Annotated in this window: 13 protein-coding genes; 4 read left to right on the top strand and 9 right to left on the bottom strand. The window is 72.8% G+C overall.

What is annotated here, in order from left to right:
* Positions 1-50 precede the first annotated feature (50 nt).
* The 5 genes from ACH4ZA_RS20740 to ACH4ZA_RS20720 form a co-directional block, all read right to left on the bottom strand.
* A complete protein-coding gene (locus ACH4ZA_RS20740; RefSeq protein WP_398430888.1) occupies positions 51-2,288 on the bottom strand; it encodes a putative bifunctional diguanylate cyclase/phosphodiesterase in 2,238 nt (745 codons plus the stop codon).
* 201 nt (positions 2,289-2,489) lie between these two features.
* Positions 2,490-4,682 (bottom strand): NAD-dependent DNA ligase LigA, encoded by a 2,193-nt coding sequence (ligA, locus tag ACH4ZA_RS20735; protein WP_319277520.1) that lies wholly within the window; start codon positions 4,680-4,682, stop codon positions 2,490-2,492.
* A 14-nt stretch (positions 4,683-4,696) separates the two neighbouring features.
* The gene (locus ACH4ZA_RS20730) at positions 4,697-5,698 is read right to left on the bottom strand and encodes a methionine synthase (protein WP_319277521.1); all 1,002 of its coding nucleotides are present in this window, start codon (positions 5,696-5,698) and stop codon (positions 4,697-4,699) included.
* Positions 5,699-5,727: 29 nt separating this feature from the next.
* On the bottom strand, positions 5,728-6,426 hold the full coding sequence (locus ACH4ZA_RS20725) for an SDR family oxidoreductase (protein WP_319277523.1): 699 nt from the start codon (positions 6,424-6,426) through the stop codon (positions 5,728-5,730).
* 18 nt (positions 6,427-6,444) lie between these two features.
* Positions 6,445-6,984: a TIGR00730 family Rossman fold protein gene (locus tag ACH4ZA_RS20720; protein WP_306949159.1), complete on the bottom strand. Its 540-nt coding sequence runs from the start codon at positions 6,982-6,984 to the stop codon at positions 6,445-6,447.
* Between the two features lie 50 nt (positions 6,985-7,034).
* Here ACH4ZA_RS20720 and ACH4ZA_RS20715 point away from each other — a divergent pair, with 50 nt between their 5' ends.
* Both ACH4ZA_RS20715 and ACH4ZA_RS20710 read left to right on the top strand, forming a co-directional pair.
* Positions 7,035-7,358, top strand: a complete 324-nt coding sequence (locus ACH4ZA_RS20715) for a DUF427 domain-containing protein (protein WP_319277525.1) — start codon at positions 7,035-7,037, stop codon at positions 7,356-7,358.
* A gap of 38 nt (positions 7,359-7,396) precedes the next feature.
* A complete protein-coding gene (locus ACH4ZA_RS20710) occupies positions 7,397-8,182 on the top strand; it encodes an alpha/beta hydrolase (protein WP_319277528.1) in 786 nt (261 codons plus the stop codon).
* A 72-nt stretch (positions 8,183-8,254) separates the two neighbouring features.
* Here the strand turns inward: ACH4ZA_RS20710 and mnmA are convergent, their stop codons facing one another.
* Positions 8,255-9,385, bottom strand: a complete 1,131-nt coding sequence (gene mnmA / locus ACH4ZA_RS20705; protein WP_398430884.1) for a tRNA 2-thiouridine(34) synthase MnmA — start codon at positions 9,383-9,385, stop codon at positions 8,255-8,257.
* A gap of 107 nt (positions 9,386-9,492) precedes the next feature.
* On the opposite strand from mnmA, the gene ACH4ZA_RS20700 reads away from it, so the two are divergent.
* Entirely contained in the window at positions 9,493-10,164 is a 672-nt protein-coding gene (locus ACH4ZA_RS20700; protein WP_319277531.1) for an N-acetylmuramoyl-L-alanine amidase, read from the top strand.
* Positions 10,165-10,324: 160 nt separating this feature from the next.
* On the opposite strand, the gene ACH4ZA_RS20695 is transcribed toward ACH4ZA_RS20700, so the two are convergent.
* Genes ACH4ZA_RS20695 through ACH4ZA_RS20685 form a run of 3 tightly spaced genes read right to left on the bottom strand, consistent with a single transcriptional unit; the run spans position 10,325 to position 12,040 of the window.
* Entirely contained in the window at positions 10,325-11,488 is a 1,164-nt protein-coding gene (locus ACH4ZA_RS20695; protein WP_398430881.1) for a cysteine desulfurase family protein, read from the bottom strand.
* 60 nt (positions 11,489-11,548) lie between these two features.
* Entirely contained in the window at positions 11,549-11,815 is a 267-nt protein-coding gene (locus ACH4ZA_RS20690) for a DUF4190 domain-containing protein (RefSeq protein WP_266725844.1), read from the bottom strand.
* A 60-nt stretch (positions 11,816-11,875) separates the two neighbouring features.
* Entirely contained in the window at positions 11,876-12,040 is a 165-nt protein-coding gene (locus tag ACH4ZA_RS20685; RefSeq protein WP_319277535.1) for a hypothetical protein, read from the bottom strand.
* A gap of 142 nt (positions 12,041-12,182) precedes the next feature.
* Here ACH4ZA_RS20685 and ACH4ZA_RS20680 point away from each other — a divergent pair, with 142 nt between their 5' ends.
* Positions 12,183-12,809, top strand: coding sequence for a TetR family transcriptional regulator (locus tag ACH4ZA_RS20680; RefSeq protein WP_319277538.1), 627 nt, complete (start codon positions 12,183-12,185; stop codon positions 12,807-12,809).
* Positions 12,810-12,879: the final 70 nt, after the last annotated feature.

Here is a 12,879-nt window from a genome sequence, read left to right as displayed (position 1 = left end):
GGGTGCTGTGCGCCCTGCCTGTGAAACGCTTCGTCACCGGCCCCTGAGGGCTACTCGTCCGCGGCGGCCGCGGGCAGGGCCGCCCGCGGGCGCTGCCAGCCGCGCGCGCCCCTGGCCCGCAGCCACGCCGTCGTCTCGTCCGCCGGCATGGCGGCCGCCACCAGCCAGCCCTGGACGGCGTCGCAGCCCAGGTCGCGCAGGCGTTCCCAGGTCTCGTCGTCCTCTACGCCCTCGGCGACGACCAGGAGCCCCAGGGAATGCGCGAGGTCGACCGTGCAGCGCACGATCTCCGCGTCCTCGGCGTCGACCGCCAGCCGCGCCACGAAGGAGCGGTCGATCTTCAGCTCGCTCACCGGCAGCCGGCGCAGGTGCACCAGGGAGGAGTAGCCGGTGCCGAAGTCGTCGAGGGACATCTTCACGCCGTGGCCGGTCAGTGCGTTGAGGGTGTCGGCGGCGCGCTGCGGGTCCTCCAGGAGGACGTGTTCGGTGATCTCCAGCTGGAGCGCTCCCGCGGGCACGCCGTGCCGGGCGAGGCGCGCCGCGACCGATCCCGCGAAGCCCGGCGTGTGGACGTCGCGTGGGGAGACGTTGACCGCGACCGGCACGAACAGCCCCTGGGCCCGCCATCGGGCGACCTGGCCGAGCGCCGTGTCCAGCACGTACTCGGTGAGGTGCGGCATCAGACCGGACGACTCGGCGATCGCTATGAACTCGTCCGGCGGAACCTTCCCGCGCTCCGGGTGCACCCAGCGCACCAGCGCCTCCAGGCCGGCCACCTGGCCGTCGAAGCGGACCTTCGGCTGGTAGTGCAGCTGCACCTCGTGCGCGTCGAGCGCACGCCGCAGGTCGCCCAGCAGGCCGAGCCGGTCGGGGGTGTTGGAGTCGCGTTTGGACTCGTACACCTCGACGCCCGTGCGGTCCCGCTTCGCCTGGTACATCGCCACGTCGGCCCGGCGCAGCATGCCCTCGGCGTCGAGCGCGTGCTCGGGGAAGACGGCGACACCCGCGCTGGCCTCCAGGACGAGCGTGAGTCCGTCGAGGTCGAGCGGCGAGCTGAGGTCGGACACCAGCCCGCGGGCGACCCGGGTCGCCGAGGTAGTGGAGTCGGCGACGGGCAGTAAGACGGCGAACTCGTCCCCGCCGAGCCGGGCGACCTCCGCTCCGCGCGGGAGGGCGAGCTTCAGCCGCTCGGCTATCTGGAGCAGCAGCCGGTCCCCGGCGAGGTGTCCGAGGGTGTCGTTGACCGAGCGGAAGCGGTCGAGGTCGATCAGCATCAGGGCGGACCGGGCGCCGATGCGCTCGGCGTCGTCCAGGGCGGTCCAGATCCGCTCCAGGAGCCACTGACGGTTGGGCAGGCCGGTGAGCGGGTCGCGCAGCTGCTCCTCGGCGCGGGCGCGGGCCATCCACAGGGTGGAGTCGAGGGCGATGAGCGGGATGGCGAACAGCGGCAGCAGGATCGGCTTGGCCACGGCCACCACGCAGATCAGCGGTGCGATGCCGAGCAGTGCCACCGCGACCAGACCCTGTCTGACCAGGGCCGTCCGGGCGACGGTGGGCAGCCCGCCGAGGCGGGGCGCGTGCAGGTACCAGAGCAGGACACGGGTGACGGCGAGGTAGGCGACGGCCACCAGGACCACCTGCGGTCCGGTGTAGACCGTCCAACTGCCGGGAGTCCAGGGGCGTTCCACGGACGGTATCCGTCCGCAGGCCGCCAGCAGCAGGGCGCCCGCGCCGATGCCGAGGATGTCCACCGCGCCGTGCAGGACGCCCTGCCGCCAGCGGTGGCGCCGGGCTATGCCGACCAGGACGACGACGGTGAGGCTGACCAGGCCGGCCGGCACCCACCCGTACAGCAGCAGTACGGCGAGGGTGAGCGCGGCGCCGGAGCCGGTGCCGCCCCACCACCGGGCGCGGCCGAGGAGGACCAGGTGGCCGACGACGACGCCGGCGAGGACGGCCAGCGCCCAGCCGGTCGTGCCGGACGGGAAGAGGGCCTGGTGATCGGTGTAGGCGCGGAAGACCCCGGCGCCGAGGACGAGGGCGGCGACCCCGACGACCGACGCGGGCAGGGTGGGCAGGGACGGCAGCCGGTCGGCGTGGGCGCCGGGCGCCCCTATGGGCGGCACGGCGAAGCCGCCGACGTCGGGCCGCAGGGAGGTGTGCGGCACGTACGTCTCCGCGGCCGGCCGCCGCTCGGAGCGCCCCGCCCACCGGTTCCCCCACCGGACGCCGGCCACCCGGCGCCGGCGCAGCCATGACTCCGGGGCGGCGCTCTCGGTCGGTTCCATTCCCGTCCCTCTCACAGCCGGCGGTGCCCACGCCACGCGGCCCGTTGCCCTGACAACCCTGGGCACGGCAGGCGCACGCCTCAACAGTAGGCCGCAGAAGGCTTCCACGGGCAGCGGTCGTCGACGGTTGCCCGAATGCGCCCCGGCCACCCGTATGCATCTGGTATGCGCCAATCGGGTGGCCTTCAACCGCCGCGGGGCCTACTCCTCGGCGGAAAGCGCCACTTCAGCAGCCGCTTCGGGCCCTTGTTCCAGCAGGACGGAGAAGCCGTCCTCGTCCAGAACAGGAACCTTCAGCTGCATTGCCTTGTCATATTTCGATCCAGGATTGTCACCCACGACAACAAAAGATGTCTTCTTCGAAACCGAACCGGTCACCTTCGCCCCACGGGTCTGCAGGGCGTCCTTGGCGCCGTCACGGGTGAAGCGCTCCAGAGTGCCGGTGACGACGACCGTGAGGCCCTCCAGCGGACGCGGGCCCTCGTCCTCCTCGGAGCTCTCCTCCGCCATGCGGACGCCGGCGGCCTTCCACTTGCGGAGGATCTCCTGGTGCCACTCCTCGGCGAACCACTCCTTGAGCGAGGCCGCGATGATGGCGCCGACCCCGTCGGTGTTCGCCAACTCCTCCTCGGTCGCCTGCTCGATGCGCTCGATCGAGCGGAACTCACGCGCCAGCGCCTCGGCCGCGACCGGACCGACGTGCCGGATCGAGAGGCCGGTGAGGACACGCGCCAGCGGACGGTCCTTGGCGGCCGCGATGTTCTCCAGCATGGCCACCGCGTTCTTCCGCGGCTCGCCCTGCTGGTTGGCGAAGACCGTGACGATCTTCTCCTCGCCCGTTTTCGGGTCCCGCTTGGGCAGACCGCTGTCCTGGTCGAGGACGTGGGCCCGGATGGGGAGCAGCCGGTCGACGGTGAGGTCGAACAGGTCGCCCTCGTCGGCCAGCGGCGGCTGCTGGGGCTCGAGCGGGCGGGTGAGGGCGGCCGCTGCGACATAGCCGAACTGCTCGATGTCCAGCGCCTTTCGGCCCGCCAGGTAGAACAGGCGCTCACGGAGCTGGGCCGGGCAACTGCGGGCGTTCGGGCAGCGCAGGTCGACGTCGCCCTCCTTCATCGGCCGCAGGGGGGTCTCGCACTCCGGACACTCGGCGGGCATCACGAACTCGCGCTCGCTGCCGTCGCGCAGGTCCACGACCGGGCCGAGGATCTCCGGGATCACGTCACCGGCCTTGCGCAGCACCACGGTGTCGCCGATGAGCACCCCCTTGGCCTTGACGACGTCCTGGTTGTGCAGGGTGGCGAACTCGACCTCGGAGCCGGCCACCGTCACCGGCTCCACCTGGGCGTACGGCGTCACGCGCCCGGTACGGCCGACGCCCACGCGGATGTTGACGAGGCGGGTGTTGACCTCCTCCGGCGCGTACTTGTAGGCGATCGCCCAGCGCGGCGCACGGGCCGTGGAGCCGAGCCGGCCCTGCAGACGGATCTCGTCGAGTTTGACGACCACCCCGTCGATCTCGTGCGCCACCGAGTGCCGGTTCTCGCCGTAGTACGCGATGAACGCCCGCACCCCGTCGAGGTCGCCGACCACCTTGTTGTGCGGGGAGGTGGGCAGGCCCCAGGTCCTGAGGAGCTCGTAGGCCTCGGAGAGGCGGGTCATGCCCTCGTAGCCCTCCAGGGCGCCGATGCCGTGCACGACCATGTGCAGCGGCCGGGAAGCGGTGACGCGCGGGTCCTTCTGGCGCAGCGATCCGGCCGCCGCGTTGCGCGGGTTGGCGAACGGCTTGTCGCCGGCCTCGACCAGACGGGCGTTGAGCTCCTCGAACTTCTCCATCGGGAAGAAGACCTCGCCGCGGATCTCCACGAGCGAGGGCACCCCGTCGCCCGTGAGACGCTCCGGGATCTCCGCGATGGTGCGCACGTTGGGCGTGATGTCCTCGCCCGTGCGGCCGTCGCCGCGGGTCGCCGCGCGCGTGAGGCGGCCGTTCTCGTAGGTCAGGTTGACGGCCAGGCCGTCGACCTTGAGCTCGCACAGGAAGTGGTACGCGGACGCCCCGACGTCCCGGTGGACGCGCTCGGCCCACGCGGCCAGCTCCAGGTCGTCGAAGGCGTTGTCGAGCGACAGCATCCGCTCGCGGTGCTGGACGGCCGTGAACTCCGTGGCGTACGCGCCCGCGACCTTCTGGGTCGGGGAGTCGGGCGTGCGCAGCTCGGGGTGCTCCTCCTCCAGCGCCTCGAGGGCGCGCAGCAGCCGGTCGAACTCCGCGTCGCTGACGACGGGAGCGTCCTTCACGTAGTACCGGAAGCGGTGCTCCTCGATCTGCTCGGCGAGCTGCGCGTGCTGCTCCCGCGCCTCGCTGGGCACCGTCGTCTCCGCCTGCCTGTCGCCGGCCACCGTGTGTCCTCCCGTCACTCAGGGTCGTCCGCGAGGGATCTCGCCGCCCGGACGCAGTGGGCGAGGGCCCGGCGGGCGTATCCGGGGGAAGCGCCCGCGAGGCCGCACGACGGCGTGAGCGTGACCGCCTCCGCGAGAAGCCCGGGTCGCAGTCCCAGTCGGCGCCACAGCGTCCTGACACCCATGACGCTACCGGCAGGGTCCGACAATGGGGCGTCCACGCCCGGCACGACACCGGCGAAGAGCCGGGTGCCCGCCTCGACCGCCTCGCCGATCACGTCGTCGTCACGTTCGGTGAGGAGCGAGAAATCGAACGAGACCGCCGCCGCCCCGGACCGGCGCAGCAGGGCGAACGGGACGTCCGGCGCACACGAGTGGACCACGACGGGCCCGTCGCCGTGCACCCCGACGACGTCCCGCAGCGTGCCCTCCACGACCTGCCGGTCCACCGCGCGGTGCGTGCGGTAGCCGCTGGCGCTCCGCACGTGGCCGCGGAGCACGGCGGTGAGGGACGGCTCGTCGAGCTGGAGCACGACGTCCGCGCCGGGCACCCGCCGGCGCACCTCGGCGAGGTGGAGCCGCAGGCCCTCGGCGAGGGAGCCGGCGAGATCCCGGCAGGCGCCGGGATCGGACAGGGCGACCTCCCCGTTCCTGAGCTCCAGTGCGGCGGCGAGGGTCCAGGGCCCGACCGCCTGCACCTTCAGCTGCCCCTCGTAGCCCTGGACGTGCTCCTCCAGCGCGTCGAGGTCCTCCCCCAGCCAGGACCGGGCCCGTTTGGTGTCCCGGCCCGGCCGGTCGCCGATCCGCCAGCCGCTGGGCTCCACGCGCGCGTACATCTCGACGAGCAGGCCCGCGGTGCGGCCGATCATGTCCGCGCCGGGTCCACGGGCCGGCAGCTCGGCGAGGAAGGGGAAGTCCTCGAAGGACCCGGTGGCGGTCTTGGCGGCCTCGTGGGCGTCGCCGCCCGGCAGGGAGCCGACGCCGGTGGCCGGGGCGAAACTGAAGTCTGCGTTCACGGGTGAAGCGTACGTAGCGCGACGGACCGTCAGCGCCCCGGCCGTACCGTCAGGTCGTTGATCTCGGCGTCCCTCGGGAGGTCGAGCGCCGTCAGGATCGTCGTGGCCACCGACTCGGGGTCGATCCATTCGGCGGGGTCGTACTCCTTGCCCTCCTGCCGGTGCACCTTGGCCTGCATGGGGCTGGCCGTCCGTCCGGGGTAGACGGAGGTGACGCGGACGCCGTTGCCGTGCTCCTCGGCCCGCAGCGAGTCGGCGAGGGCCTTCAGTCCGTGCTTCGAGGCGGCGTAGGCGGACCAGTCGGGGCTCGCCCGCAGGCCGGCGCCCGAGTTGACGAACAGCACGTGGCCTCGCGCGGTGCGCAGTTGGGGCAGGAAGTGCCGGGTCAGTTCCGCGGGGGCGATCAGGTTGACGTTGAGCTGGTGCCGCCAGGACTTCGGGGTGAGGTCGCCGACCGGGCCGAGGTCGACCACTCCGGCGATGTGCAGGAGGGAGTCCACCCGCTCCGGGAGGCTCTGGTGGGAGAAGGCCCAGCTCAGCCTGTCGGGGTCGGCGAGGTCGCCGACGAGCGTCCGCGCGCCGGGGAAGCCGGCCGCGAGTTCCTTCGCCCGGCCGGCGTCGCGCGCGTGCAGCACGAGTTCGTCCCCGCGCGCGTGCAGACGGCGGGCGACGGCGGCGCCGATGCCGGAGCCCGCACCGGTGATCACATGGGTAGCCATGCCCGCCATGCTCGCATCACCGCAGGGTCACCCGATGCCCCGGCTCTCCTCGAGGTAGGCGAGGGCGCCCACCGCCTCCTCCGCGAAGAACACCAGGTCGGTGAGGGGCCTGGGCAGGAAGCCCTCGGCCTCCATCCGCCGGAACTGCTCCTTCAGGCCGTCGTAGAAGCCCGCGGTGTTGAGCAGCACGACCGGCTTGTCGGTGTGGCCGTGCTTCTTCAGCTCCAGTATCTCGGTGGCCTCGTCCAGCGTCCCGGTCCCGCCGACCATGATCACCACGGCGTCCGACTTCGCCAGGAGCAGCCGCTTCCTCTCGGCCAGGTCCTTCGCGATCACCATCTCGTCGGCTCCCGGCCGCGCCGACGCGGCGAGGAAGTCCACCGACACCCCGCACAGCCGGCCGCCGGCCGACTGCACGCCGTCGGCGACGACCTTCATCAGGCCGACGTCCGAGCCGCCCCAGACGAGGGTGTGACCGCCCTTGCCGAGCAGTTCGGCGAACTCGCGCGCGGGGCGGGTGTAGCGGTCGTCGAGGTCGGCCGCGGACAGGAAGACGCAGATACGCATGGCGCCACGGTACGCGGGAAGAACCGCGGGCCCCCGAGCGCTGTCCCTGCATGACCCGAGGACACACGATCACCGTCGAGCACAGCGACCGGCACGTCAGGGTGGTGCACGACGGCCATGTGCTGGCCGAGACCGACCGGGCGCTCGTCCTGCGCGAGACCGGCTGTCCGGCGCGTTACTACATCCCCGCCGAGGACGTCCGGCTCGACCTGCTGACCCCCTCCGAGACGCACACCTACTGCCCCTTCAAGGGAACGGCGTCCTACTGGTCGCTGCCGGGCGCGTCCGACCTCGTCTGGGCCTATCCGGATCCGAAGCCGGACGTCGCACCGATCAGGAACCACCTCTGCTTCTACGAAGTTGAGGTGTCGTAGGGCGATGAGGGCCGTGCGGTGCGGCAGTCTGCACAGGCATGGACAAGAAGACGATTTCCCGCGACGGCACCGAACTCGCGTACTCCCGCGCCGGACAGGGCCCCGCGGTCATCCTCGTGACCGGGGCGATGTCCACGGGCGGCACCGTGGCGCCCCTGGCCGGGCTGCTCGCCGACCGCTTCACCGTCCTCTGGTACGACCGCCGGGGCCGCGGTGGGAGCGGCGACACGGCGCCGTACGCGGTGCGGCGCGAGGTGGAGGACCTGGGCGCCCTGGTGGACGCGGCGGGCGGCGAGGCGGCGCTGTACGGCGTCTCGTCCGGCGGGGCGCTGGCTCTGGAGGCGGCGGCCGCCGGGCTGCCGGTGAGCCGGGTGGCCGTCTACGAGACGCCGTACGCCGTCGACGAGGAGGGGGCGCGGGACCGCGCCGCGTACACGGCGGACCTGACCGAGGCGCTCGCGCAGGGGCGGCGAGGGGACGCCGTCGAGCTGTTCCTGCGGCTGACGGGGCTCGCCGAGGAGATGATCCAGGGCGCGCGCCGGTCGCCCATGTGGGCGGGGATGGAGGCCATCGCGCCGACCCTCGCCCACGACGACGCCGTCATGGGCGGCGGCACGGCGCCGCGGGAGCGGCTGGCGTCGGTCCGCGTGCCGGTGCTGGCCGTGGCGGGCGGGGCGAGCCCGCCCTGGATGCGCGAGGCGGTGCGCACCGTCGCGGACGCCGTGCCCCGGGGGACGTACCGGACGCTGGAAGGCCAGTCCCACATGGTGGATCCGAACGTGCTGGCGCCGGTGCTGGCGGACTTCTTCGCCGGGCAGGACTGACGCCCGGGCCGGCCCGGGGGCTCCGGACCACCCCCGGGACCCCGAGCCCCCGGCCCCGGTCCTCCGGCGGCGTCAGGCCACCCCGGCCGCCGTCCGCACGGTCGATGCGATCGTGGCCGAGCCGACGACCCGTGTGCCGTCGTACAGCACGATCGCCTGACCGGGCGCCACGCCCCGGACCGGCTCGGTGAACGTGACCTGGAGGCGGTCGCCGACGAGTTCGGCGGCCACCTCGGTCTCGCCGCCGTGGGCGCGCAGCTGGGCCGTGTACACGCCGGGGCCGGTGGGGGCGGCGCCGCACCAGCGGGGCTTGATCGCGGTCAGCGCGCCGACGTCGAGGGAGGCGGCGGGACCGACCGTCACGGTGTTGTTCACCGGGGAGATGTCGAGGACGTAGCGGGGCTTGCCGTCGGCGGCGGGGGTGCCGATGCGCAGGCCCTTGCGCTGGCCGACGGTGAAGCCGTACGCGCCCTCGTGGGTGCCGATCTTCGTGCCGGACTCGTCGACGATGTCGCCCTCCGCCCGGCCGAGCCGCTGGGCGAGGAAGCCCTGGGTGTCGCCGTCGGCGATGAAGCAGATGTCGTGGGAGTCGGGCTTCTTGGCTACGGCGAGGCCCCGCCGCTCCGCCTCCGCACGGATCTCGTCCTTGGTCGTCACCGTGTCGCCGAGGGGGAAGAGCGCGTGGGCGAGCTGCCGGTCGTCCAGCACGCCGAGGACGTACGACTGGTCCTTCGCCATGTCGGAGGCGCGGTGCAGTTCGCGCGCGCCGTCCTCGCGGACCAGCACCTTCGCGTAGTGGCCGGTGCACACCGCGTCGAAGCCGAGCGCGAGCGCCTTGTCGAGCAGCGCGGCGAACTTGATCTTCTCGTTGCAGCGCAGGCAGGGGTTGGGGGTGCGGCCGGCCTCGTACTCGGCGACGAAGTCGTCGACGACGTCCTCGCGGAAGCGGTCGGCGAGGTCCCAGACGTAGAACGGGATGCCGATGACGTCCGCGGCGCGACGGGCGTCACGCGAATCCTCGATGGTGCAGCAGCCCCGCGCGCCGGTGCGGAACGACTGCGGGTTCGCGGAGAGCGCGAGGTGGACGCCGGTGACGTCGTGGCCGGCTTCGGCCGCGCGGGCGGCGGCGACGGCGGAGTCGACCCCGCCGGACATGGCGGCGAGTACGCGAAGGGGGCGGGGGCGCTGCGAGGTCTCAGTCATAACCCTTTCAGGGTACGGGTCGCCGGGAACCCGGGCCCGCGAGTATCCGTTGACGATCTCGAGGGACCGGCCCTGTCCGACGGACCGGGTCCGAGGAAGGACGGGCCATGGGGGCGACACGAGGTGACTCCGACCGGCGGATCGGGCGGCGCGCGCTGCTGATCGGCGGCTTGGCGGCAGCCGTCGGCACCGGAGTTCTGGCGCGTGAGGAGCTGACGCGGCTGTACTGGCGGCTGCCCGGCGTGCGCAGACAGCGGGTGGAGGGGGCGGTGGACTTCCTCGGCGCGCGCTGGACGCCGGCCTCCGAGGCGAACTTCCGCTGGGCGGACCGACCGGACGACTACGGGATCGACATGGTCGTCATCCATGTGACCCAGGGAGATCTGGGGAGCGCGGTCAAGGCGTTCGAGGACCCTGGGCACCGGGCGGCGGCGCACTACATCGTCGGCAAGGACGGTCGCGTCACGCAGATGGTCCGCGAGCTGGACGTGGCGTACCACTCGGGCAACCGCTCCTACAACGAGCGCAGTGTGGGCATCGAGCACGAGGGGTTCGTCGACCGGCCGCAGGACTTCACGGACGTGATGTACGCCGCGTCCGCCCGGCTCACCGCCGCGGTCTGCCGCCGCTACGACATACCGGTGGACCGGGAGCACATCATCGGGCACGTGGAGGTGCCGGGCACCGACCACACCGATCCGGGCAAGCACTGGGACTGGAAGCGCTACCTGCGGCTCGTCGCCGCGGCGCAGGCGGCCGACGCGCGGCGCCAGGCGTGACGGGGTCGCCCACCCGGGCGTGACGGGTCGCCCACCGTGCCGCCGTGAACCGCGCAAGAGCGTCGACCTCCGTGACGACCACGACGGGCGCGACGACCGCCCCGAGGGGCCCAGGGCGGCAGGGGCCGCGGGGCCGTGGGGGCGGGTCAGTCGCCGCGCGTCACGTCAGCCCCGCCGCGCGGGCCCGCTCGACCGCAGGGCCGATGGCCTTGGCCACCGCTTCGACATCGGCCTCGGTGGAGGTGTGGCCGAGGGAGAAGCGCAGGGTGCCGCGGGCCAGGTCGGGGTCGACGCCGGTGGCCAGCAGCACATGGCTGGGCTGGGCGACGCCGGCGGTGCAGGCGGAGCCGGTGGAGCACTCGATGCCCTGGGCGTCCAGCAGCAGCAGCAGCGAGTCGCCCTCGCAGCCCGGAAAGGTGAAGTGCGCGTTGGCCGGCAGCCGGTCCACGGGGTCGCCGCCGAGGATCGCGTCCGGGACGGCCGTGCCCACGGCGTCGATCAGCGCGTCGCGCAGCGCGCCGACCTCACGGGCGAACCACTCGCGCCGCTCGGCGGCGATGCGTGCGGCGACCGCGAAGGAGGCGATGGCGGGGACGTCGAGGGTGCCGGAGCGGACATGGCGTTCCTGCCCGCCGCCGTGCAGGACGGGGACGGGGGTGTGCTCGCGGCCCAGCAGCAGGGCGCCGATCCCGTACGGGCCGCCGATCTTGTGACCGGAGACCGTCATGGCGGCGAGCCCGGAGGCGGCGAAGTCGACGGGGACCTGACCGAAGGCCTGCACCGCGTCGGCGTGCAGCGGGACGTCGAACTCGGCTGCCGCGTCGGCCAGTTCACGGACCGGCAGGATCGTGCCGATCTCGTTGTTCGCCCACATCACGGTGGCCAGGGCGACGTCCTGGGGATTGCGCGCGATCGCGTCGCGAAGGACGTCGGGGTGGACCCGTCCCTCGGCGTCGACCGGCAGGTACTCGACCGTGGCGCGCTCGTGCTCGCCGAGCCAGTGGACGGCGTCGAGCACGGCGTGGTGCTCCACGGGGCTCGCCAGGACACGGGTGCGGGCCGGGTCGGCGTCTCGGCGGGACCAGTACAGGCCTTTGACCGCGAGGTTGTCGGCCTCGGTGCCGCCGGAGGTGAGGACGACCTCGCTGGGGCGGGCGCCGAGCGCTTCCGCGAGGGTCTCACGGGCTTCCTCGACCGTGCGGCGGGCCTGCCGGCCGGCTGCGTGGAGGGAGGAGGCGTTACCGGTGATGCTCAGGTGCGCGGTGAGCGCCTCGACCGCCTCGGGGAGCATCGGCGTGGTCGCGGCGTGGTCGAGGTATGCCATGGTGGCCCGATTCTACGGGGACCGGGTGGCGCCTCTCGCTCGCAGGTGCGGCCGGCGCGGTCAGAAGCTCCAGGAGACCGTCGAGTCCGCCTGCATGAACGCGACCAGGACGAGCAGGTCGGCGACGCCCAGGGCGAGGCCGAGGTAGGCGCGGCCGCGGCGGGCGGTGCCGCGCCAGAGGGCCGCCGCCGCGAGGATGACGGCGATGGGGCCGAGGAAGACGTTGAGGACGAGCAGGCCCAGCAGGCCCAGGATGAAGGACGCGACGGCCATGCCGTCGGCGTCCCGGACGCCGGTGCGACGTGTGGCCGGTGCGGTGAGGTGCATGGTCGGTCAGCTCCTGTGGATCGGTCGATCGGTGGGTCGGCAGGCAGGCGGGTCGGCGGGTCAGTGCGCCGAGGTGCGCCGGCGGCCGTGGCGCTCGCGGAGCGCGAAGACGCCGAGCCATGCGGCGATCACCACGCCGGCGACGAGCGTGAAGGCGAACGGCGCGTGGGCGACGGTGCCCAGGACGACGCCGAACAGCAGCAGTGCGGCGACGAGGAACAGCATGGGACGTACCCCCTTCGAGGCGGCGTGGCGCCGCGTTCGTGACGTTTCGGTGAACAGTTGTGGTTACACTTGTTCACTGACTCCAGAGTCTAGCGTGCCTCCCGGCTTTCCAATTACGGAGAACAGTTGTTAACTGGATGACATGAGTCACACCCTCGGCATCCGGCAGGCACAGAAGCAGAAGACCCGGCAGTCGCTCCTGGACGCGGCCTTGCTGCTGCTCGAGGAGCAGAGCCTGAGCAGCCTGGGCCTGCGCGAGGTCACCCGGGCCGTCGGAGTGGCCCCGACGGCCTTCTACCGGCACTTCCGCTCCACGGCGGATCTCGGTGTGGCGCTGGTCGAGGAGGCGCTGGGCAGTCTGCACCCGATGATCCGCACCACCGTGACCACGGCCGACACGAGTGCCGAACGCATCACGCGCGCTGTGGAGTTGATAGCCGGTCACGTGACCGCGTACCCCGCTCACGTCCGTTTCATCGCGCGGGAGCGACACGGCGGGGTCCAGCCGGTACGGGAGGCGATCCGGGAGCAACTGGGCCGGTTCGCCGAAGAGGTGAAGGCCGAGCTGGCCAAGGATTCCGAGGCCGAGGGCTGGAGCGACGACGACCTGCTGATGCTCTCGCATCTCTACGTCGACCAGATGCTCATCACGGCCTCGCTGTTCCTCGAGTCCCTGGAGGCCTCACCGGAGGAGCGCGAACGGGTCGCCAGGATGGCGACCCGTCAGATGCGGCTCATCAGCATCGGCCGTCACCACTGGCTGGACTGACCGCCGGCGGCGACGCGCAGGGGCGGCGCACCCGTTCCCGGACGCGCCGCCCCTGTGTACCGCCTGCCTG

This window comes from Streptomyces sp. NPDC020597, assembly GCF_044335095.1.
GTDB lineage: Bacteria > Actinomycetota > Actinomycetes > Streptomycetales > Streptomycetaceae > Streptomyces.
The sequence above is the reverse complement of the archived record's forward strand: the minus strand, read 5'-3'. Positions and strand labels throughout refer to the sequence as shown.

Bases quoted from the DNA above. Each gene is read 5' to 3' on its own strand.
- ACH4ZA_RS20695 (WP_398430881.1), bottom strand. From the start codon at position 11,488: ATGGCATACCTCGACCACGCCGCGACCACGCCGATGCTCCCCGAGGCG.
- ACH4ZA_RS20720 (WP_306949159.1), bottom strand. From the start codon at position 6,984: ATGCGTATCTGCGTCTTCCTGTCCGCGGCCGACCTCGACGACCGCTAC.
- ACH4ZA_RS20685 (WP_319277535.1), bottom strand. From the start codon at position 12,040: ATGCTGTTCCTCGTCGCCGCACTGCTGCTGTTCGGCGTCGTCCTGGGC.
- ACH4ZA_RS20690 (WP_266725844.1), bottom strand. From the start codon at position 11,815: ATGCACCTCACCGCACCGGCCACACGTCGCACCGGCGTCCGGGACGCC.
- ACH4ZA_RS20710 (WP_319277528.1), top strand. From the start codon at position 7,397: ATGGACAAGAAGACGATTTCCCGCGACGGCACCGAACTCGCGTACTCC.
- ACH4ZA_RS20700 (WP_319277531.1), top strand. From the start codon at position 9,493: ATGGGGGCGACACGAGGTGACTCCGACCGGCGGATCGGGCGGCGCGCG.
- ACH4ZA_RS20680 (WP_319277538.1), top strand. From the start codon at position 12,183: ATGAGTCACACCCTCGGCATCCGGCAGGCACAGAAGCAGAAGACCCGG.
- ACH4ZA_RS20725 (WP_319277523.1), bottom strand. From the start codon at position 6,426: ATGGCGGGCATGGCTACCCATGTGATCACCGGTGCGGGCTCCGGCATC.
- ACH4ZA_RS20715 (WP_319277525.1), top strand. From the start codon at position 7,035: ATGACCCGAGGACACACGATCACCGTCGAGCACAGCGACCGGCACGTC.
- mnmA (WP_398430884.1), bottom strand. From the start codon at position 9,385: ATGACTGAGACCTCGCAGCGCCCCCGCCCCCTTCGCGTACTCGCCGCC.
- ACH4ZA_RS20740 (WP_398430888.1), bottom strand. From the start codon at position 2,288: ATGGAACCGACCGAGAGCGCCGCCCCGGAGTCATGGCTGCGCCGGCGC.